This is a genomic window from Lysinibacillus sp. KU-BSD001 (assembly GCF_042920265.1).
Taxonomy (GTDB): Bacteria; Bacillota; Bacilli; order Bacillales_A; family Planococcaceae; genus Lysinibacillus_B.
This window is the reverse complement of sequence record NZ_JBDQZI010000013.1, coordinates 33,534-55,482: the sequence shown is the minus strand read 5'-3', so window position 1 is coordinate 55,482 and position 21,949 is coordinate 33,534. Positions and strand designations below refer to the sequence as shown.

At 40.4% G+C, this 21,949-nt stretch carries 17 protein-coding genes and 1 other annotated feature; of the genes, 16 read left to right on the top strand and 1 reads right to left on the bottom strand.

The features are described from left to right. Positions 1 to 39 precede the first annotated feature (39 nt). The 14 genes from nusG (at position 40) to AAGS61_RS16550 (ending at position 19,057) form a co-directional block, all read left to right on the top strand. Positions 40 to 579: a transcription termination/antitermination protein NusG gene (nusG, locus tag AAGS61_RS16615; RefSeq protein WP_391374364.1), complete on the top strand. Its 540-nt coding sequence runs from the start codon at positions 40 to 42 to the stop codon at positions 577 to 579. 181 nt (positions 580 to 760) lie between these two features. Next, a complete protein-coding gene (gene rplK / locus AAGS61_RS16610) occupies positions 761 to 1,186 on the top strand; it encodes a 50S ribosomal protein L11 (protein WP_042478596.1) in 426 nt (141 codons plus the stop codon). Between the two features lie 123 nt (positions 1,187 to 1,309). Then, on the top strand, positions 1,310 to 2,008 hold the full coding sequence (gene rplA / locus AAGS61_RS16605; protein ID WP_391374361.1) for a 50S ribosomal protein L1: 699 nt from the start codon (positions 1,310 to 1,312) through the stop codon (positions 2,006 to 2,008). 55 nt (positions 2,009 to 2,063) lie between these two features. Next, positions 2,064 to 2,206, top strand: a sequence feature (ribosomal protein L10 leader region). Between the two features lie 33 nt (positions 2,207 to 2,239). After that, complete coding sequence (gene rplJ, locus AAGS61_RS16600) at positions 2,240 to 2,740, top strand: 50S ribosomal protein L10 (protein WP_391374358.1); 501 nt, start codon at positions 2,240 to 2,242, stop codon at positions 2,738 to 2,740. A 76-nt stretch (positions 2,741 to 2,816) separates the two neighbouring features. Then, positions 2,817 to 3,176: a 50S ribosomal protein L7/L12 gene (gene rplL, locus AAGS61_RS16595; RefSeq protein WP_391374355.1), complete on the top strand. Its 360-nt coding sequence runs from the start codon at positions 2,817 to 2,819 to the stop codon at positions 3,174 to 3,176. 172 nt (positions 3,177 to 3,348) lie between these two features. After that, entirely contained in the window at positions 3,349 to 3,948 is a 600-nt protein-coding gene (locus tag AAGS61_RS16590; RefSeq protein ID WP_391374352.1) for a class I SAM-dependent methyltransferase, read from the top strand. Positions 3,949 to 4,191: 243 nt separating this feature from the next. Then, the gene (gene rpoB, locus AAGS61_RS16585; protein ID WP_391374350.1) at positions 4,192 to 7,752 is read left to right on the top strand and encodes a DNA-directed RNA polymerase subunit beta; all 3,561 of its coding nucleotides are present in this window, start codon (positions 4,192 to 4,194) and stop codon (positions 7,750 to 7,752) included. Between the two features lie 187 nt (positions 7,753 to 7,939). Then, on the top strand, positions 7,940 to 11,629 hold the full coding sequence (rpoC, locus tag AAGS61_RS16580; protein ID WP_391374348.1) for a DNA-directed RNA polymerase subunit beta': 3,690 nt from the start codon (positions 7,940 to 7,942) through the stop codon (positions 11,627 to 11,629). Positions 11,630 to 11,755: 126 nt separating this feature from the next. Then, a complete protein-coding gene (locus tag AAGS61_RS16575) occupies positions 11,756 to 12,007 on the top strand; it encodes a ribosomal L7Ae/L30e/S12e/Gadd45 family protein (protein ID WP_391374346.1) in 252 nt (83 codons plus the stop codon). Between the two features lie 97 nt (positions 12,008 to 12,104). After that, the gene (gene rpsL / locus AAGS61_RS16570; RefSeq protein ID WP_391374344.1) at positions 12,105 to 12,524 is read left to right on the top strand and encodes a 30S ribosomal protein S12; all 420 of its coding nucleotides are present in this window, start codon (positions 12,105 to 12,107) and stop codon (positions 12,522 to 12,524) included. Positions 12,525 to 12,574: 50 nt separating this feature from the next. Continuing rightward, positions 12,575 to 13,045 carry a 30S ribosomal protein S7 gene (gene rpsG, locus AAGS61_RS16565; RefSeq protein ID WP_332649144.1) on the top strand — a complete coding sequence of 157 codons (471 nt, stop codon included), beginning with the start codon at positions 12,575 to 12,577 and terminating at the stop codon, positions 13,043 to 13,045. Positions 13,046 to 13,123: 78 nt separating this feature from the next. Then, positions 13,124 to 15,202: an elongation factor G gene (gene fusA, locus AAGS61_RS16560; protein ID WP_391374341.1), complete on the top strand. Its 2,079-nt coding sequence runs from the start codon at positions 13,124 to 13,126 to the stop codon at positions 15,200 to 15,202. 129 nt (positions 15,203 to 15,331) lie between these two features. Beyond that, positions 15,332 to 16,519 (top strand): elongation factor Tu, encoded by a 1,188-nt coding sequence (tuf, locus tag AAGS61_RS16555; protein WP_391374339.1) that lies wholly within the window; start codon positions 15,332 to 15,334, stop codon positions 16,517 to 16,519. A 354-nt stretch (positions 16,520 to 16,873) separates the two neighbouring features. Further along, positions 16,874 to 19,057 (top strand): malate synthase G, encoded by a 2,184-nt coding sequence (locus AAGS61_RS16550; protein ID WP_391374336.1) that lies wholly within the window; start codon positions 16,874 to 16,876, stop codon positions 19,055 to 19,057. 52 nt (positions 19,058 to 19,109) lie between these two features. Here the strand turns inward: AAGS61_RS16550 and AAGS61_RS16545 are convergent, their stop codons facing one another. Continuing rightward, positions 19,110 to 19,997 carry a LysR family transcriptional regulator gene (locus AAGS61_RS16545; protein ID WP_391374333.1) on the bottom strand — a complete coding sequence of 296 codons (888 nt, stop codon included), beginning with the start codon at positions 19,995 to 19,997 and terminating at the stop codon, positions 19,110 to 19,112. A 246-nt stretch (positions 19,998 to 20,243) separates the two neighbouring features. Between AAGS61_RS16545 and AAGS61_RS16540 the strand changes: the two genes are divergently transcribed. After that, complete coding sequence (locus AAGS61_RS16540) at positions 20,244 to 20,921, top strand: winged helix-turn-helix domain-containing protein (RefSeq protein WP_391374330.1); 678 nt, start codon at positions 20,244 to 20,246, stop codon at positions 20,919 to 20,921. After that, positions 20,918 to 21,910 carry a sensor histidine kinase gene (locus AAGS61_RS16535; protein WP_391374327.1) on the top strand — a complete coding sequence of 331 codons (993 nt, stop codon included), beginning with the start codon at positions 20,918 to 20,920 and terminating at the stop codon, positions 21,908 to 21,910. Before AAGS61_RS16540 ends, AAGS61_RS16535 begins: the two co-directional genes overlap by 4 nt. Positions 21,911 to 21,949: the final 39 nt, after the last annotated feature.

Genomic DNA, 21,949 nt, shown 5'->3' with positions numbered 1-21,949 from the left:
TAATGCATCACAAGTACTAGAAGGAGGGCTCCGTAAATTATGGAGAAAAATTGGTATGTAGTGCATACTTATTCAGGTTATGAAAACCGTGTAAAAGCAAATCTTGAAAAACGTGTTGAAACAATGGGCATGCAAGATAAAATCTTCCGTGTAATCGTTCCTGAACATGAAGAAATCGACATTAAGGAAGATGGTAAAAAGCGTACGGTCATGCGTAAAGTATTCCCTGGTTATGTATTAGTAGAGTTAATCATGACGGATGATTCGTGGTATGTTGTACGTAATACACCAGGTGTAACAGGTTTTATCGGCTCATCAGGTGGAGGGGCAAAACCAACACCATTATTGCCGGAAGAAGCAGAGCGCTTACTTGCGCAAATGGGTATGAATGAAACAGCAATTGGTGAAGTGGCTGTGACAGTGGGCGAAGTAGTTGAAGTATTAGAAGGGCCATTCGCGCACTTCCAAGGTAAAGTGGAAGAAATTGATGTAGAAAAAGGTAAGATAAAAGTAACGGTTGATATGTTCGGCCGTGAGACGAAGATGGAACTGGACTTTACACAAATTCGCAAAATATAGAATTATTTCTACTTGCGTTAACAAAATAAAAGTGTTATCATTTCATAGGTCAGACTGTCAATTTATTTCAGTGTGATAAATCATTTCATTTTTAATGTTATCGGATTTTAAGCCGACAGACAGATATTGAGTGGGAGGGGCAACCCAATTACCACATCACGGACTTAAGGAGGTGTGTCTCGTGGCTAAAAAAGTAATTAAAGTTGTAAAACTTCAAATTCCTGCTGGTAAAGCTAACCCAGCTCCACCGGTTGGTCCTGCATTAGGTCAAGCAGGTGTTAACATCATGGGATTCTGTAAGGAGTTCAACGCTCGTACTGCTGATCAAGCTGGTCTAATCATTCCGGTTGAAATTTCAGTATTCGAAGACCGTTCGTTCACTTTCATTACAAAAACTCCACCAGCTGCAGTATTACTTAAAGTAGCTGCTGGTATCCAATCTGGATCTGGTGAACCAAACCGTAAGAAAGTTGCAACGGTTAAACGTGATAAAGTTCGCGAAATCGCTGAACAAAAAATGCCAGACCTAAACGCTGCATCTGTAGAAGCTGCAATGTTAATGGTTGAAGGTACTGCACGAAGCATGGGTATTGTTATCGAAGACTAATCCCATCTTCAAAGACTTGATGATGCATTTGTTTTTGGAAGGTTGCTGCACTCTGTTGAGGGCGCAACCTTTATTCGTGGGAGGTTCATTCCGCTACAACCACAATCAAGGAGGAAATTAACAATGGCTAAAAAAGGTAAAAAGTTACAAGATGCGGCTAAATTAGTAGACCGTTCTAAATTATATGAAGCAGCAGAAGCAATCGCTTTAGCTCAAAAAACAAGCACAGTAAACTTCGATGCTACTGTAGAAGTTGCTTTCAAATTAGGAATCGATACTCGTAAAAACGACCAACAAATCCGTGGTGCAGTAGTGCTTCCAAACGGTACTGGTAAAACACAACGCGTATTAGTATTCGCTAAAGGTGAAAAACTTAAAGAAGCAGAAGCTGCTGGCGCTGACTACGTAGGCGATGCAGAGTACATCACAAAAATCCAACAAGGTTGGTTTGATTTTGATGTAATCGTTGCAACTCCAGATATGATGGGTGAAGTTGGTAAACTTGGTCGTGTATTAGGTCCTAAAGGTTTAATGCCAAACCCGAAAACTGGTACAGTTACATTTGACGTAACAAAAGCAATCGAAGAAATCAAAGCTGGTAAAGTAGAATACCGCGCTGACAAAGCTGGTATTATCCACGCTCCTATCGGTAAAGTTTCTTTCGAAACAGAAAAATTAGTAGAAAACTTCTTAACAGTATTCGATGTAGTACAAAAAGCTAAACCAGCTGCAGCTAAAGGTACTTACATGAAGTCTGTAAACGTAACAACTACAATGGGTCCAGCTGTTAAAGTGGATGCTCAAGCAGTAGTGATTAAATAATTTTATTTAAATTTGGTTGACAATGCTTCGCTTACTTGGTAAGATTGTTGCTGTTGTGAATCATCCATTTGTACCGTAGACAGTAGGAGTGACTTGTCACTTAATGATCCTACCGAGGACATCGGAGTTCGGATTCTTTTAAGATGATGACTTTCCGCCCTTATGTCTACTTTGGCATAAGGGCTTTCTTTTGTCGGTATAAATGACTCATTCTAATAGGAGGTGTCATAAATGAGCAAAGCAGTTGAAACTAAAAAGGTTCAAGTACAAGAAATCGCTGATAAATTCTCTGCTGCTGCATCTGTAGTAGTAGTTGATTACCGCGGTTTAACCGTTGCTCAAGTTACAGAATTACGTAAACAACTTCGTGAAGCTGGCGTAGAGTTCAAAGTATACAAAAACACTTTAACTCGTCGTGCTGCAGAAGTTGCTGGTGTAGAAGCTATCAACGAATTCTTAACTGGTCCAAACGCTGTTGCGTTCTCTAACGAAGACGTAGTAGCTCCAGCAAAAATTATCAACGAGTTCGCTAAGAAAAACGAAGCGTTAGAAATTAAAGCTGGTATTATCGAAGGTGCGGTTGCATCTGAAGCTGATGTTAAAGCTCTTGCAGAACTTCCATCACGCGAAGGTCTACTTTCTATGCTTTTATCTGTACTTCAAGCGCCAATCCGCAATCTTGCACTTGCAACAAAAGCAGTTGCAGAACAAAAAGAAGAACAAGGTGCTTAATTCACCCGAAACTTCTAATCTCGGCTTAACGGCCTAAACTTATAAATCATAAAACATTCCATAGGAGGAAATTAAAATGACAAAAGAGCAAATCTTAGAAGCTGTTAAAGCTATGACAGTTCTTGAATTAAACGATTTAGTAAAAGCTATCGAAGAAGAATTCGGTGTAACAGCAGCAGCTCCTGTAGCTGTAGTTGCAGGCGGTGCTGCAGCTGTTGAAGAAAAAACTGAATTTGATGTAGTATTAGCTAGCGCTGGTGCTGAAAAAATCAAAGTTATCAAAGTAGTACGCGAAATCACTGGTCTTGGCTTAAAAGAAGCTAAAGAAGTAGTAGATAACGCTCCTAAAGCTCTTAAAGAAGGCGCTTCTAAAGAAGAGGCTGAAGAAATCAAAGCTAAACTTGAAGAAGTTGGCGCAACTGTAGAAGTTAAGTAATTTTAACTCTAGTTGTATGAAAAGCTCGTCAATGTGACGGGCTTTTCTTTTTAGAGATAGAAAAGCATAAAACTTTGTAGACATCCGCATAAAAAAGAGAGTATTTTAATCCAAGTAAATAGAGATTTATTTTTGACTAATCAATTATAAATGAACGGAGGCGTGTTGTATTATGTCTGAACATTATTATTCCAACAAACCTCAAACGGAAAGCAAGCCACGCCAATGGAAGTTTACTTTACTAGGGTCTGTGTTTACATTTGAAACAGATGCGGGCGTATTTAGTAAAAGCGAAGTAGATTTTGGTTCCCGTGTATTAATCGATGCTTTTGAAATACCAGAAGCGACAGGTGATATATTGGATGTAGGTTGTGGCTATGGTCCGATTGGGTTGTCGATTGCAAAGGCGCATCCTGAGCGTTTCGTCCATATGATGGACATTAATACACGTGCCATTGCACTGGCTCAAAAGAATGCGCAATTGAACGGGATTCAAAATGTACGGATTTTTGAAAGTGATGGACTTGCTACAGTTGGCGATGTAAAAGCGGCAGCGATTCTAACAAATCCGCCTATTCGTGCGGGGAAAGAGACGATTTTTAGATTTTACAATGAATCGTATGAAAAGTTAGTTGAAGCGGGTGAGCTTTGGGTTGTCATTCAAAAAAAGCAAGGCGCACCATCGACGGTAAGTTATTTAGAAGAAATGTTTTCAGAAGTAGATGTTGTTGAGAAGAAAAAAGGTTATTGGATTATTCGTGCGAAAAAATAGCAAACATAACTGTAAATATTGACTTGACAAATTGAATGTGATAACATAATAAAATGCAAAATTATTATTTTGAAGAAGTATGCCCTTTTGTATTAAAATGTAGATTTTTAGGGCAGACTGCTCAAAAATAAGTTTAGTTTAACCGAAAATGAGATTCAACTTGTGTCTCGTTTTCTTTTTGTCTTTCGAAATCATACACCATTTGGTGGATTTTGCAAAGACCTATTATCGCTTTATTGAGGGGTGAATGAGTTGACAGGTCAACTAGTTCAGTACGGACAACACCGCCAGCGTAGAAGCTTTGCGCGTATTAATGAGGTGCTGGAGCTTCCGAACTTAATCGAAATTCAAACAGCATCTTATGAGTGGTTCCTTGAAGAAGGGTTGCGCGAGATGTTCCACGACATTTCTCCAATCGAAGATTTTACAGGTAATCTTTCACTTGAATTTGTCGACTATACATTAGGTGAGCCGAAGTATGAGGTTGATGAATGTAAAGAACGTGATGTAACTTTTGCTGCGCCATTACGCGTAAAAGTACGTTTGCACAACAAAGAAACAGATGAAGTAAAAGAGCAAGATGTGTTTATGGGTGATTTCCCATTAATGACAGAAACAGGCACGTTTATTATTAACGGTGCTGAGCGTGTTATCGTTTCGCAGTTAGTTCGTTCTCCGAGTGTTTACTTCCATGATAAAACGGACAAAAACGGTAAAAAAGGCTTCGGTGCTACGGTCATTCCGAACCGTGGAGCATGGCTTGAATACGAAACGGATGCAAAGGATGTTGTATACGTTCGTATCGATCGTACACGTAAACTGCCAGTCACGGTATTGTTACGTGCGTTAGGTTTTGGCTCGGATCAAGAAATTATCGATATTATCGGTGATAACGAGTACTTACGTAACACGCTTGAAAAGGATAATACAGAAAGCACTGAAAAAGCGCTTCTTGAAATTTACGAGCGTCTACGTCCAGGTGAGCCACCAACAGTTGAAAGTGCGAAAAGCTTACTTTACTCGCGTTTCTTCGATGCAAAACGTTATGATTTAGCGAATGTTGGTCGCTATAAAATGAATAAAAAGCTGCACATTAAAAATCGTTTATTCAATCAAACGATTGCAGAAACATTAGCTGATCCAGAAACTGGTGAGGTTTTAGTTGAAAAGGGTACATTAATCGATCGTCGTACATTGGATAAATTAATTCCTTATTTAGAAAAAGGTGTTGGTTTCCGTACGCTATCACAAGTAGGTGGCGTATTAGAGGATGATATTACGGTACAGTCGATTAAAATTTATGCCCCAAATGATGAATCACAAAAAGAAATTAATGTAATTTCTAATGCATATATCGATGAAGAAGTGAAAAATCTTACACCAGCCGATATTTTAGCGTCGGTTTCATACTTCTTTGACTTATTATATGGTGTAGGTAATACGGATGATATCGACCATTTAGGTAACCGTCGTTTACGTTCTGTTGGTGAGCTACTACAAAACCAATTCCGTATAGGTTTATCTCGTATGGAGCGTGTCGTACGTGAGCGTATGTCCATCAATGACACAGCGGCTATCGTACCACAACAGCTAATCAACATCCGTCCAGTGATTGCGTCGATTAAAGAGTTCTTTGGTAGCTCACAATTATCGCAATTCATGGATCAAACAAACCCATTAGCAGAGTTAACGCACAAACGTCGTTTATCTGCATTAGGACCTGGTGGTTTAACACGTGAACGTGCTGGTATGGAAGTACGTGACGTTCACTACTCTCACTATGGTCGTATGTGTCCGATTGAAACGCCTGAGGGACCAAACATCGGTCTGATTAACTCGCTTTCATCGTTCGCAAAAGTAAACAAATTCGGCTTCATCGAAACGCCTTACCGTCGTGTAGATCCTGAAACTGGTCAAGTAACAGAGCAAATCGACTACTTAACGGCCGATGAAGAAGATAACTATGTAGTAGCACAAGCGAACTCCATATTAAACCCAGATAAAACGTTTGCTAACGAAGAAGTAGTAGGACGTTTCCGTGGTGATAACACGGTGTTCAAGCGTGACGCTATTGACTACATGGATGTATCACCAAAGCAAGTCGTATCTGCTGCCACAGCTTGTATTCCGTTCTTAGAGAACGATGACTCAAACCGTGCGCTGATGGGTGCGAACATGCAACGTCAAGCGGTTCCGTTATTAAATCCAGAGGCACCATTTGTTGGTACTGGTATGGAGCACGTTGACGCGCGTGACTCTGGTGCTGCTGTTGTCGCTAAATACCATGGGATTGTGGAGCATGTAGAAGCTCGTTCAATCCACGTTCGTACAATTGAAACAGTTGACGGCAAAGAGGTAAAAGGCGATTTAGTAAAATACAAATTACAAAAATTCATTCGTTCAAACCAAGGTACATCGTATAACCAACGTCCAATCGTAAAAGTGGGTGACCGTGTAAAACCACGTGATATTTTAGCTGACGGTCCATCAATGGAAAGTGGCGAATTAGCACTTGGTCGTAACGTACTTGTTGCGTTCATGACATGGGATGGCTTTAACTACGAGGATGCGGTTATTATGAGTGAGCGCCTTGTAAAAGACGATGTATATACATCTGTTCATATTGAAGAATATGAATCAGAGTCTCGTGATACAAAGCTAGGACCTGAAGAAATCACACGTGATATTCCAAACGTTGGGGAAGATGCACTGCGTAACTTAGACGAACGCGGAATCATCCGTATTGGTGCGGAAGTTCGCGATGGCGATATCTTAGTAGGGAAAGTAACACCTAAAGGGGTTACGGAGCTAACAGCTGAAGAACGACTACTTCATGCAATCTTCGGTGAGAAAGCACGTGAAGTACGTGATACGTCATTAAAAGTACCTCACGGAGCTGGCGGTATCGTTCTAGATGTAAAAGTATTCAATCGTGAAGATGGCGATGAATTACCACCGGGTGTAAACCAATTAGTTCGTGTATATATTGTTCAAAAACGTAAAATCCGCGTTGGGGACAAAATGGCCGGACGTCACGGTAACAAAGGGGTTATCTCTCGCATCTTACCGGAAGAAGATATGCCGTTTATGCCAGATGGCACACCAGTTGACATTATGTTAAACCCACTTGGGGTACCTTCTCGTATGAACATCGGACAAGTATTAGAGCTACACTTAGGAATGGCTGCACGCTACTTAGGTGAATACATGGCTACGCCTGTATTTGACGGCGCTAACGAGGAAGATGTTTGGGATACGATGGAAGAAGCTGGTATGAACCGTGATGGTAAAACGATTCTTTATGATGGACGTTCAGGTGAGCCATTTGACAACCGTGTATCTGTTGGTGTCATGTATATGATCAAACTAGCGCACATGGTTGACGATAAACTACATGCACGTTCAACAGGTCCATACTCATTAGTAACGCAACAACCGCTTGGTGGTAAAGCTCAATTCGGTGGTCAGCGCTTTGGTGAGATGGAGGTATGGGCACTTGAAGCTTACGGTGCTGCTTACACATTACAAGAGATTTTAACTGTAAAATCAGATGATGTTGTAGGTCGTGTGAAAACATACGAAGCAATCGTAAAAGGTGAGAGTGTACCAGAACCAGGTGTACCAGAATCATTTAAAGTATTAATCAAAGAGCTTCAATCTTTAGGTATGGATGTTAAGATGTTAACAATCAATGATGAAGAGGTAGAGCTTCGTGATTTAGATGAGGAAGACGATCTTCAACCAGCAGATGCATTAAATATTGCGCCAGTTGCGGAAGAAGAGCCAGTAGAATCATTTGAATAATAAAATGTACTAAATGTTTTAGCAAAGTCATACATTTCATGGGCAGGTATTGCCTGCCCACATGTATTACTTATGTAATTTTCCTGTGCAAAAAGTTTAATCCGATAGCGTTTAAACTTTTTTTGCCATTATATGTCGAGCTACGGAAAAGTCATTAAAGGACTTATACTAAAGGGAGGTAGGCTCCTTGATAGACGTTAATGAATTTGAATATATGAAAATTGGTTTAGCTTCTCCAGACAAGATTCGTTCTTGGTCTTATGGTGAAGTGAAAAAGCCGGAAACAATCAACTACCGTACATTAAAACCAGAAAAAGATGGTCTTTTCTGTGAACGAATCTTTGGACCAACAAAAGATTGGGAATGTCACTGTGGTAAATACAAACGTGTTCGTTATAAAGGTGTAGTTTGTGACCGTTGTGGTGTGGAAGTAACACGTGCAAAGGTTCGTCGTGAGCGCATGGGGCATATTGAATTAGCTGCTCCTGTCTCGCATATTTGGTACTTCAAAGGTATCCCAAGTCGTATGGGGCTGATTTTAGATATGTCACCACGTGCACTTGAGGAAGTCATTTACTTTGCATCTTATGTAGTAATTGATGCTGCAGGTACAAATTTAGAACATAAACAACTACTTTCTGAAAAAGAATACCGTGCATACCGTGAAAAATTCGGTAATACATTCGAAGCGGCGATGGGTGCAGAAGCGATTAAAAAGCTTCTTGAACAAATCGACTTAGAAGAAGAAACGGTCAGGTTAAAAGAAGAGTTAAAAACTGCTCAAGGACAACGCCGTACACGTGCGATTAAACGCCTTGAAGTAGTAGAATCATTCCGTAACTCGGGCAACAAGCCATCTTGGATGATTCTTGATGTACTGCCTGTTATTCCACCTGAGCTTCGTCCAATGGTGCAATTAGATGGTGGTCGTTTCGCAACTTCTGACTTAAACGATTTATACCGTCGTGTTATTAACCGTAACAACCGTTTAAAACGTTTACTGGATCTTGGTGCACCAAGCATCATCGTACAAAACGAAAAACGTATGTTACAAGAAGCAGTCGATGCTTTAATTGACAACGGTCGTCGTGGTCGTCCGGTAACAGGTCCTGGTAACCGTCCGTTAAAATCGCTTTCACATATGCTGAAAGGGAAACAAGGTCGTTTCCGTCAAAATTTACTTGGTAAACGTGTAGACTACTCTGGTCGTTCCGTTATCGTAGTAGGTCCAAACTTAAAAATGTACCAATGTGGTCTACCAAAAGAAATGGCGATTGAGTTATTCAAGCCATTTGTTATGAAAGAACTGGTAGAACGTGGTCTTGCACATAATATTAAGAGTGCAAAGCGTAAAATCGAGCGTATGCACAATGAAGTATGGGACGTTTTAGAAGACGTTATTCGTGAGCACCCAGTATTACTGAACCGTGCCCCGACGCTTCACCGTCTTGGTATTCAAGCATTCGAGCCGACATTAGTAGAAGGTCGTGCGATTCGTCTTCACCCATTAGTATGTACAGCTTACAACGCTGACTTCGATGGTGACCAAATGGCGGTGCACGTACCATTATCAGCAGAAGCACAAGCAGAAGCTCGCCTACTGATGTTAGCAGCTCAAAACATCCTGAACCCGAAAGATGGTAAACCAGTTGTAACACCGTCTCAAGATATGGTACTAGGTAACTACTACTTAACGCTTGAGCGTGAAGGTGCACGTGGTGAAGGCGCTATCTTCTACGGTCCAGATGAAGTGTTAATTGCATATCAAACAGGTCATGTGCATTTACACACACGTATTGCGATTAAAGCTTCTTCATTAAACAACCCGACGTTTACAGAAGAGCAAAATAGCATGTTCTTATTAACGACTGTTGGTAAGGTAATCTTCAATGAAATTTTACCTGCATCGTTCCCTTATATTAATGAACCAACAGATACAAACTTAGAAGATAAAACACCTGAGAAGTATTTTGTAAAATTAACAATTGATGCAGAAGCACTTGCAGAGGTGGAAGCAACGGAAGGATATGCTTCATTATCAGAAGATGAACAAATCCAAGCGCAACGTCAAGCTGTGTTACGTAAGCATTTTGCTTCGATTCCAGCGGTGCCACCATTCCGTAAGAAATTCTTAGGAAACGTTATCGCACAAGTATTTAAGCAGTTTAAAATTACGGAAACGTCTAAAATGCTTGACCGCATGAAAGACTTAGGTTTCAAATACTCAACTCGTGCTGGTATTACAGTAGGTGTATCGGATATCGAGGTATTACCTGATAAAGGTAAAATCCTTGAGGAAGCACAAGGAAAAGTAGACAAAGTGATGAAGCAATTCCGTCGAGGTTTAATCACAGAGGAAGAGCGTTATGATCGCGTAATTGAGATCTGGTCAAAAGCGAAGGATGTTATCCAAGGCAAGCTGATGGACTCTTTACAAAAAACAAACCCAATCTTCATGATGTCTGACTCTGGTGCCCGTGGTAACGCATCGAACTTTACACAGCTTGCTGGTATGCGTGGTCTGATGGCCAACCCAGCTGGTCGTATTATCGAGTTACCAATTAAATCTTCGTTCCGTGAAGGTTTAACGGTATTAGAATACTTCATCTCGACTCACGGTGCGCGTAAAGGTCTTGCCGATACAGCGTTAAAAACGGCCGACTCAGGTTACTTAACGCGTCGTCTAGTAGACGTTGCACAAGACGTAATCGTTCGTGAAGATGATTGTGGTACGGACCGCGGTTTAACAATCGGTGCGTTAATGGAAGGTAACGAGGTTATCGAAGCACTAGATGAGCGTATCGTAGGTCGTTATACGAAGAAAACAATCCTACACCCTGAAACAGGGGCCGTTATTTTAGAGCGTGATGGATTAATTACACAAGATATCGCAAAAGTTATTGAAGAGGCTGGTATCGAGCAAGTAACAATCCGTTCTGCATTCACATGTAATACAAAGCATGGTGTATGTAAAAAATGTTACGGTATGAACTTAGCTACTGGCGACGAAGTAGAGGTTGGGGAAGCAGTTGGTATTATCGCTGCTCAATCGATTGGTGAGCCAGGTACGCAATTAACGATGCGTACATTCCATACAGGTGGGGTAGCCGGAAACGATATTACACAAGGTCTTCCGCGTATCCAAGAGATTTTTGAGGCACGTAATCCGAAAGGGCAGGCGGTTATTTCTGAAATCTCAGGTTCGGTGACAGATATCGAAGAAATTCGCGAAGGCTTAAAAGAAATTACAATTACAGGTGAAGTAGAAACGCGTAAATATCAGGCGCCATACAATGCACGTCTAAAAGTGGTGCTAGGTGATGAAGTGAAGCCTGGTCAAATTCTGACAGAAGGTTCTATCGATCCAAAACAATTATTAAAAGTAAAAGATGTAGCAACAGTGCAAGAGTATCTGTTGAAAGAAGTACAAAAAGTATACCGTATGCAAGGGGTAGAAATTGGTGATAAACATATCGAGGTAATGGTACGCCAAATGCTGCGTAAAGTACGTGTCATTGAAGCGGGCGATACAGAGCTATTACCAGGTTCATTACTAGATGTGCATCAATTTGCTGAGGCAAACGTAGACGCTGTTTTAAGTGGGAAAAACCCTGCAACATGTCGCCCAGTAATCCTTGGTATTACAAAAGCGTCTCTTGAAACAGAATCGTTCTTATCTGCTGCATCATTCCAAGAAACAACACGTGTGTTAACGGATGCAGCGATTAAAGGTAAGCGTGATGAGCTCCTTGGTCTGAAGGAAAACGTAATTATCGGTAAACTTGTTCCTGCAGGTACTGGTATGCAACGTTACCGTCAAATCCGCATTGCAGATGATATCGATGCAACGGAAGAAGAATTAACTGCATTTGAATAAATGATGTATTCCGGGTAGGCGTGTTCCTACCCGGGATTTTTAAAGATATTAGTTGACACTCAGTATTAGGGATGATAATATATTCAAGGTTGATAGTTAACTGTCTGTACTTCGGAGGATATGAAAATGTCTTATGATAAAGTAACACAGGCTAGTCAAACAATCATAGGTACAAAGCAGGCAGTGAAAGCGATGCGTGCTGGACAAGTGACCGAAGTTTTTATTGCACTTGATGCAGACAGTTGGGTAACCGATCCGGCCATTCTTCTCGCGAAAGAAATCGGGATACCAGTTCATCTCGTTGAGTCGAAAAAAGAACTTGGGAAAGCTTGCGGCATTCAAGTTGGAGCTGCAGTTGTTGCGGTTACTGCGATGTAGTTTTTGTGTATAGTACACAAAGACTTTGTTTTTACCCAAAAAATGAACCACCTGGATGTGTGGTATTACAAGGATCCAATGAAGGGAGGAAAAATCGATGCCTACAATTAACCAATTGGTACGTAAGCCTCGTAAATCTAAAATCACGAAATCAGACTCACCAGCGTTAAACAAAGGATATAACTCATTTAAAAAATCTTTAACTGATGTTAAATCTCCACAAAAACGTGGTGTTTGTACTCGTGTAGGTACTATGACGCCTAAAAAACCTAACTCAGCGTTACGTAAATACGCTCGTGTACGTTTAACTAACCAAATCGAGGTTACAGCTTACATTCCTGGTGAAGGCCACAACTTACAAGAGCACAGTGTTGTTCTTATCCGTGGCGGTCGTGTAAAAGACTTACCAGGGGTACGTTATCACATCGTTCGTGGTGCACTTGACACTGCTGGTGTTAACGGCCGTATGCAATCTCGTTCTCTATATGGTACAAAACGTCCAAAAGAGAAAAAATAATTTAAACTACAAATTCTAAAATAGATATTCATCTGAAAGGAGGAAAACACATGCCTCGTAAAGGTCCTGTTTCCAAACGTGACGTGTTACCAGATCCAATTTATAATTCAAAACTAGTAACTCGTTTAGTTAATAAAATGATGATTGACGGTAAAAAAGGTACTTCTCAAAAGATTTTATACGGTGCGTTCGAACTTGTTAAAGAACGTTCAGGTCAAGATCCTCTAGAAGTATTCGAAGCGGCATTAAACAATGTAATGCCAGTTCTTGAAGTACGCGCTCGTCGTGTTGGTGGTTCTAACTACCAAGTACCGGTTGAAGTTCGTCCAGAACGCCGTACAACTTTAGGTCTTCGTTACTTAGTAAACTACTCTCGTCTTCGTGGTGAAAAAACGATGGAAGAGCGTTTAGCTAACGAAATCTTAGATGCATCAAACAACACTGGTGCTTCAGTTAAGAAGCGTGAAGATATGCACAAAATGGCAGAAGCGAACAAAGCATTCGCTCACTACCGCTGGTAATATAACCTATGTACTGACTCGTTTGGTCAGTACAAGGTTTTATATAGTCTAAACCCAATATGGAAGGAGCAATTTCCGATGAAACGCGAATTCTCTCTAGAGAATACACGTAATATTGGGATCATGGCTCACATTGATGCTGGTAAAACAACAACAACTGAGCGTATCCTTTATTACACTGGTAAGATTCACAAAATTGGTGAAACTCACGATGGTGGAGCTCAAATGGACTGGATGGAGCAAGAGCAAGAACGTGGTATTACAATCACTTCTGCTGCAACAACAGCTCAATGGGCAGGTCACCGTATTAACATCATCGATACTCCAGGTCACGTAGACTTCACAGTAGAAGTAGAACGTTCACTACGTGTACTTGATGGTGCGGTAACAGTACTTGATGCTCAATCTGGTGTTGAGCCTCAAACTGAAACAGTATGGCGTCAAGCTACAACTTACGGCGTACCACGTATCGTATTCATCAACAAAATGGATAAAATGGGTGCAGACTTCTTATACTCTGTAGGTACTTTACATGAGCGCTTACAAGCAAACGCTCACCCAATCCAATTACCAATCGGTGCTGAAGATGAATTCAAAGGCATCATTGACTTAGTAGAAATGAACGCAACATTCTATGGAAACGACGAAGGTACAGCGCTTACTGTAGGCGAAATTCCAGCAGAATTCCAAGACCAAGCTGAAGAGTACCGTGAGAAATTAATCGATGCTGTAGCAAGCGTTGATGAAGATCTTATGGAGAAATACTTAGAAGGTGAAGAAATCACTGTAGCTGACCTGAAAGCAGCTATCCGTAAAGCAACAATCGCGGTAGAGTTCTACCCAGTACTTTGCGGTACAGCATTCAAACACAAAGGTGTTCGTAAAATGCTAGATGCAGCAGTTGATTACCTTCCAGCGCCAACTGACGTACCAGCAATCAAAGGTACTTCTGTTGATGGTGACGAAGAAATCGTACGTCATTCTTCAGACGACCAGCCGTTCTCAGCGCTTGCGTTTAAAGTTATGACTGACCCATTCGTAGGTAAATTAACATTCTTCCGTGTGTACTCAGGTACTTTAGATTCTGGTTCATACGTACAAAACTCTACAAAAGGTAAACGTGAACGTGTAGGTCGTATCCTACAAATGCACGCAAACAGCCGTGAAGAAATTTCTAAAGTATTCGCTGGTGACATCGCTGCTGCTGTAGGTCTTAAAGATACGACTACTGGTGACACTCTATGTGACGAGAAAAACCTTGTTATCCTAGAGTCTATGGAATTCCCAGAGCCAGTTATCTCTTTATCTGTAGAGCCTAAATCAAAAGCTGACCAAGATAAAATGGGTCAAGCTTTACAAAAATTACAAGAAGAAGATCCAACATTCCGTGCTCACACTGACCAAGAGACTGGTCAAACAATCATCTCAGGTATGGGTGAGTTACACTTAGACATCCTTGTTGACCGTATGAAACGTGAATTCAAAGTTGAATGTAACGTTGGTGCGCCAATGGTATCTTACCGTGAAACATTCCGTGGTTCTGCACAAGTTCAAGGTAAATTTACTCGTCAATCAGGTGGTCGTGGTCAATACGGTGACGTATGGATCGAGTTCTCTCCAAACGAAGAGGGCGCAGGCTTCGAATTTGAAAATGCTATCGTTGGTGGTGTAGTACCACGTGAATACATTCCAGCAGTTGAAGCAGGTCTTCGTGACTCGCTTGACCGCGGTGTAGTTGCTGGTTACCCATTAATCGACATCAAAGCGAAATTATTCGATGGTTCTTACCATGATGTTGACTCAAACGAAATGGCGTTCAAAATCGCTGCTTCTATGGCACTAAAAGCTGCTGCATCTAAATGTAGCCCAGTTATTTTAGAGCCAATGATGAAAGTTGAAGTTGTAATGCCAGAAGAGTACCTTGGTGATATCATGGGTAACATTACTGCTCGTCGCGGACGCGTTGAGGGTATGGAAGCTCGCGGTAACTCTCAAGTAGTACGTGCAATGGTTCCACTATCTGAAATGTTCGGATATGCTACAACTTTACGTTCAGCAACACAAGGTCGCGGTACATTCTCAATGGTATTCGATCATTATGAAGAAGTACCAAAATCAATTGCTGAAGATATCATCAAAAAAAATAAAGGTGAATAATTGAATTTTCATCTTGTATCAAGTATAAATAACTTGTAAGCTATGATTGACATGGCAAGGAAGGGCCCTTACTTGCCATGCAGTTATAACATAAAAAAACTAAAACATATATTTAGGAGGCTTTCTCTAATGGCTAAAGAAAAATTTGACCGTTCGAAAACGCATGCTAACATTGGTACAATCGGACACGTTGACCATGGTAAAACAACTTTAACTGCTGCTATCGCAACAGTATTATCTAAAAAAATGGGTGGCGAAGCTAAATCTTACGCTGACATCGATAACGCTCCAGAAGAAAAAGAGCGTGGTATTACAATCAATACTTCTCACGTAGAATATGAAACTGAAACTCGTCACTATGCACACGTTGACTGCCCAGGACACGCTGACTATGTTAAAAACATGATCACTGGTGCTGCTCAAATGGACGGCGGTATCTTAGTAGTATCTGCTGCTGACGGCCCAATGCCACAAACTCGTGAGCACATCCTTTTATCTCGTCAAGTAGGTGTTCCTTACTTAGTAGTATTCATGAACAAATGTGATATGGTTGACGACGAAGAATTATTAGAATTAGTAGAAATGGAAATCCGTGACCTACTTTCTGAATATGACTTCCCAGGCGATGATATTCCTGTAATCAAAGGTTCTGCTCTTAAAGCTCTTGAAGGCGAAGCTCAATGGGAAGAAAAAATCGTTGAATTAATGGATGCTGTAGATTCTTACATCCCAACTCCAGAGCGTCAAACTGACAAACCATTCATGATGCCAGTAGAGGACGTATTCTCTATCACTGGTCGTGGTACAGTAGCAACTGGTCGTGTTGAACGTGGTCAAGTTAAAGTTGGTGACGTAGTTGAGATCGTTGGTCTTCAAGAAGAAGCAAAATCTACAACTGTTACTGGTGTAGAAATGTTCCGTAAATTATTAGACTACGCTGAAGCTGGAGACAACATCGGTGCTTTACTTCGTGGTGTAGCTCGTGAAGATATCCAACGTGGTCAAGTATTAGCTAAACCAGGTTCAATTACTCCACACACAAACTTCAAAGCTGAAGTTTACGTTTTATCAAAAGAAGAGGGTGGCCGTCATACTCCATTCTTCTCTAACTACCGTCCTCAGTTCTACTTCCGTACAACTGACGTAACAGGTATCTGTAACTTACCAGAAGGCGTTGAAATGGTAATGCCTGGCGATAACATCGAAATGACAGTAGAACTTATCGCTCCAATCGCTCTTGAAGAAGGTACTAAATTCTCTATCCGTGAGGGTGGCCGTACTGTAGGCGCTGGCGTAGTTGCTTCTATCCAAAAATAATTTTAGCTAACGCTAATTTTCTAAAAACCTTGAGGGGACGCTCTCAAGGTTTTTTTTGTGTGTAGGAAATTATAAAATGTCGCATTGTGGATAACGATTGTTGGAAAAGTGATCTGAAAGCACACATGCTGTAGCACTATGTCGTGTGGGATACGTCTTTTAAATTAGTCTGTATGATTAGTATTCTTCAGTTATATAACAATTTTAAATATTTATAATTGTTATATAACTAAATCGAATAATGACTATTCAAAATATGTATTTCATTTCTAAAGGGGAATCGATTTATAATGGAGGTACGCAAGGGGAGAGAGTTTTCTCTTATTAGTGAGTAGTCACAAGGGGGATTTATTTATGACAAAGTATATTCAAGTAGGAAATCTTCAAGTAGCTTCTGAGCTTTATGATTTTGTAAATACAAAAGCGCTTCCAGAAAGCGGTGTAGAGCAAGCGCAATTTTGGGCTGGATTGGATACATTAATTCACGATTTAGCACCAGAAAATAAGGCACTTTTAGCACGTCGTGATGAGCTACAAGAACTAATTAATAACTGGCATAAGGAAAACAAGGAGAGCTTTGATTTTAATGCATACAAATCATTCCTACAAGAAATTGGGTACCTTGAGCCAAAAGTGGAACCATTCAAAGTCTCAACTGAAAATGTAGATGATGCGATTGCTGTGCAAGCGGGCCCGCAATTAGTAGTACCAGTAAACAACGCTCGTTATGCTATCAATGCAGCGAATGCTCGTTGGGGAAGTCTATACGATGCGTTATATGGTACAGATGCAATTAGTGAAGAAGACGGTGCTGAAAAAGGCAAAGGCTACAACCCAGTTCGTGGGGAAAAAGTAATTGCTTATTCTAAAAATGTATTAGATCAAGCTGTGGCGCTGAAAGGTGCTTCACATACAGATGTAGTGAAATATGCAATTGTAGAGGGCGAGTTAGTCGCTACATTACAAAGCGGTGACACAACAGGTCTTGAAGATGCTTCAAAATTAGTAGGCTACCAAGGGATGCTTGAAGAGCCAACAGTTGTGTTAGTAAAAAATAATGATTTACACATCGAAATTCAAATCGACCGTGAGCATCCAATCGGCAAGACAGATGCAGCAGGCGTAAAAGATATCGTATTAGAATCAGCTGTTACAACAATTATGGACTGTGAAGACTCTGTTGCAGCAGTGGATGCAGAAGATAAAGTATTAGTATACAGCAACTGGTTAGGTTTAATGAAGGGTGATCTAGTCGCTACGTTCCAAAAAGGTCCAAAAACAGTAGAACGTACATTAAATCCTGACCGCACATACACAGGGGTAAACGGTGAAACAATTACATTATCAGGTCGTTCATTAATGTTCGTGCGTAACGTGGGGCACTTAATGACAAACAGCGCTATTTTAGATAAAGATGGTAATGAAGTGCCAGAAGGAATTTTAGATGGCGTTATGACAAGCTTAATCTCAAAACACGAGCTATTAGGGAATGGTCAACATAAAAACTCTCAAAAAGGCTCTATTTATATTGTAAAACCAAAAATGCATGGTCCACAAGAAGTGGCATTTGCTAACAAACTATTTGGTCGCGTAGAAGATTTACTTGGCTTAGAGCGATTCACACTAAAAATTGGTGTAATGGATGAAGAACGTCGTACATCACTAAACTTAAAAGCATGTATTAAAGAAGTAAAAGACCGTGTTGTATTCATTAACACAGGCTTCCTAGATCGTACAGGTGATGAAATCCATACATCAATGGAAGTTGGCCCAATGATTCGCAAAAATGAAATCAAATCTTCTACGTGGTTACAAGCATATGAAAAATCAAACGTAGTAGTAGGGCTTGATGCGGGCTTACAAGGTCGCGCGCAAATCGGTAAAGGCATGTGGGCAATGCCAGATTTAATGGCGGAAATGTTAAAGCAAAAAATTGGCCATCCACAAGCAGGGGCAAACACAGCTTGGGTACCATCACCAACAGCTGCGACATTACACGCAACACACTATCATCAAGTAAACGTAAAAGACGTACAAAAAGGTTTATCGAGCTCAGAGGACTTCACAGATTCGATTTTACAAATTCCAGTTTCACCAACAACAGACTGGAGCCCAGAGGAAATTCAACAAGAATTAGATAATAATGCACAAGGTATTTTAGGCTATGTTGTACGTTGGGTAGAACAAGGGGTAGGTTGTTCGAAAGTACCTGATATCAACGACATCGGCCTGATGGAAGACCGTGCAACGCTTCGTATTTCTAGTCAGCACGTGGCAAACTGGTTACATCACGGGATTTGTACAGAAGAACAAGTTGTTGAAACAATGGAGCGTATGGCGAAAGTCGTAGATGAGCAAAATGCGGGCGATGCAACATACCGTCCAATGGCGCCAAACTACGAAGAATCCGTAGCATACCAAGCAGCTTGTGAGTTAGTATTCAAAGGCTATGATCAACCAAACGGCTATACAGAGCCAATCCTACACAAAAAACGTTTAGAAGCAAAAGCGAAGTACGGTAGTACAGTCAACGCTTAAGCAATACACTACATTAAAAAAGACACAATCTCTTAGAGATGTGTCTTTTTGTTTAGTCAGAAATAAAATCGTGCGTCAGTGCAATAAACTCCCGTACAGCATAGGATAAATATTTATTTTTTTTCCACGCCATCCCTAGTTCTAAGAAGATATGTTCTTCATCAAATGGGATAGCTACAATCGTATCATCCTTTATTTTCTCACAAATTTTTTTAGGGAGTAAAGCAATCCCTAGCTTAGCTGCGACCATTTCAATAATTAAATCCTTCTGTGATGTTTCGCAAGCAATGTTAGGAACAAAACCGTTTTTAGCGCATTCTTCCACGATACGGTCATATAAAGTGAAGTCTTTCCGATACATGACAAATGTTTCTTTTTTCAGCTCAGATAATTTGATAAAAGGACGAGTGGCTAGTGGATGATCCAAATGAACAATTAACATTAGTGGGTCCTTTAGTATACTGATCGTTTCTAATTGATTAGTCGCGATACATAAATTGCAAATGAGGCCAATATCTAATTCCCCTGCTTCCACCCCTTCGCGAATCTTTTTCGTCCCCACCTCGGATAAAATAATTTCGATATAAGGGTATTGCTCCTTATACTGACTTACTAATTTTGTGAAAAACTCTGCACCGACAATCGGTGGAATACCGATACGGATTTGTCCTTTTTTTAAATCCATTAAGTCGGTTAACTCCGAGCGTAAATTTTTAAATGCTTCTAATACTTGCTTCGCATTCACTAACACTGCCTGCCCTGCATCTGTTAGCTCTAACTGTTTAGAAGAGCGATAGAATAATGGTACACCTAACTCGGCTTCTAAATTTTGAATAGCTTTACTAATAGAAGGCTGTGATACATGTAAAGTAGAAGCAGCTTTTGTAAAACTTAGATGTTTCGCAACCTCTGCAAAATATTCAATTTGACGAATGTCCAAAATAAGCCCTCCTTTTATACAATGAAATGGATTAATCGTTATACCAATATAAAGAATGATTCATATAAAAGTATTTGTATGAATGTAAAACACAATTACTAATCATTATACAATTAATCTGAAATATTAGAAATCAACAACAAAAACGATATACTTTGTTATTTTGTTACATACTTGTCTATATTGATATTTTACAAAAAGTGTATAATAAAAGTAGATGAGCGCTGGTTGAGAGGAGTGAGAGATGTGAAAGTGTATTTAATAGAAGATGATGAATCGATTTTCGCAATCATTAAGGAACGCTTCGCACAATGGTCGATTGACGTAATCGGACCAGCCAACTTTCAGCACATATTGGACGAGTTTTTAGCGGAGCAGCCACAGATGGTCATTATTGATATTCAGTTACCAGCTTTTGATGGCTTTCATTGGTGCCGAGAAATACGAGCGATTTCCAAAGTACCGATTTTATTTTTATCCTCACGAGATCACCCGATGGATATGGTAATGGCGATGCAAATGGGAGCAGATGATTTTGTACAAAAGCCTTTTCATATGGATGTGCTATTAGCGAAGGTGCAGGCATTACTTCGACGTACATATGACTATCAAGAGCAACCAACTGAAATGCTTCGATGGAACGATGCCATCATTGATTATGATCGTGCAACGGTTGAATATGATGGGAAGCACATTGAATTAACGAAAAATGAACTATTTATTTTGAAGGTGTTGCTGAAATCAAGTGGACAAATTGTCTCGCGGGATGAATTGATGCGACAGCTTTGGGATGATGAACGCTTCGTCAACGACAATACTTTAACGGTCAATGTCAATCGACTACGTCAACGACTTGAAGAAATTGGGTTAGAAGATGTGATTGTGACGAAAAAGGGGCTTGGCTATATGGCGGTGTCACAATGATGTGGCTATTTTTAAAAGAACGGCTTGCATGGATTGGCTTTTTTGTGTGTCTGCAATTATGGATGAATATTTTATTTTTTTTAGATGATGGATTTTCAGATGTGTCCATACGGTACATCAACCTGATAAATGTACTGCTTTTCCTCATTTTCTTTAGCTGGCGTTATGTAAAAGAATCGAAGCAATTGCGCACGTTTTGTAGTGGGGGTGCAATGGAGGATGAGGTCTCGCCATTTCAGCGACAAATGTTACAGCACGTCAATAAAACAATACATGAACTAGAGCAACAAATGAACAAGCAAAAGCTAGATGCATTAGAGCGACATGATGAAATTCTTGCTTGGGTACATGAAATGAAGTCCCCAATGACCGCGCTGAAGCTAATGATGGATCAAATAGAGCAAGGGACATTAAAAGAGCGGGTCGAATATGAATGGCTCCGCATTTATTTATTACTGGATCAGCAGCTACATGCGACACGGCTATCTACGATTGAAAAGGATAATCGCTTAGAGAAAGTAGTATTGCAATCGGTTATTTATAAAGAAATACGTGAATTACGTTCATGGTGCTTAGAAAAAGGAATTGGGATCGAAATCGGTGAGTTAGAGGAAGTAGTCACGACGGATGCCAAATGGCTTGCTTTTATTTTTAGACAAATTTTTTCAAATGCGGTGAAGTACAGTAAACCGAATACGGAAATTCATATTTATACAGAACAAGATACACAAGGGCATATGTGTTTGCACGTGCAAGATGCTGGTTGTGGGATTGCAACGGAAGATTTACCACGTGTCTTTCAAAAATCGTATACGGGCACGATTGGCCGAGAAACGATGGCTGCAACAGGAATGGGCCTCTATTTAGCGAAGCAATCTGCCGAGAAATTAGGGATTCGGCTACAAATGACGTCACAAGTAAATGTAGGAACAACGGTGACCATACAGTTTCCGATGGACAATGAATATCATAAATCGTACGGTATGTGACGAAAATGTCATGTACCGTTTTTATTTGTCATGTAAAAC

Coding starts and splice junctions, on each gene's coding strand:
- nusG (WP_391374364.1), top strand. CDS start 40: ATGGAGAAAAATTGGTATGTAGTGCATACTTATTCAGGTTATGAAAAC.
- rplA (WP_391374361.1), top strand. CDS start 1,310: ATGGCTAAAAAAGGTAAAAAGTTACAAGATGCGGCTAAATTAGTAGAC.
- rplJ (WP_391374358.1), top strand. CDS start 2,240: ATGAGCAAAGCAGTTGAAACTAAAAAGGTTCAAGTACAAGAAATCGCT.
- rplL (WP_391374355.1), top strand. CDS start 2,817: ATGACAAAAGAGCAAATCTTAGAAGCTGTTAAAGCTATGACAGTTCTT.
- AAGS61_RS16590 (WP_391374352.1), top strand. CDS start 3,349: ATGTCTGAACATTATTATTCCAACAAACCTCAAACGGAAAGCAAGCCA.
- AAGS61_RS16575 (WP_391374346.1), top strand. CDS start 11,756: ATGTCTTATGATAAAGTAACACAGGCTAGTCAAACAATCATAGGTACA.
- rpsL (WP_391374344.1), top strand. CDS start 12,105: ATGCCTACAATTAACCAATTGGTACGTAAGCCTCGTAAATCTAAAATC.
- rpsG (WP_332649144.1), top strand. CDS start 12,575: ATGCCTCGTAAAGGTCCTGTTTCCAAACGTGACGTGTTACCAGATCCA.
- fusA (WP_391374341.1), top strand. CDS start 13,124: ATGAAACGCGAATTCTCTCTAGAGAATACACGTAATATTGGGATCATG.
- tuf (WP_391374339.1), top strand. CDS start 15,332: ATGGCTAAAGAAAAATTTGACCGTTCGAAAACGCATGCTAACATTGGT.
- AAGS61_RS16550 (WP_391374336.1), top strand. CDS start 16,874: ATGACAAAGTATATTCAAGTAGGAAATCTTCAAGTAGCTTCTGAGCTT.
- AAGS61_RS16535 (WP_391374327.1), top strand. CDS start 20,918: ATGATGTGGCTATTTTTAAAAGAACGGCTTGCATGGATTGGCTTTTTT.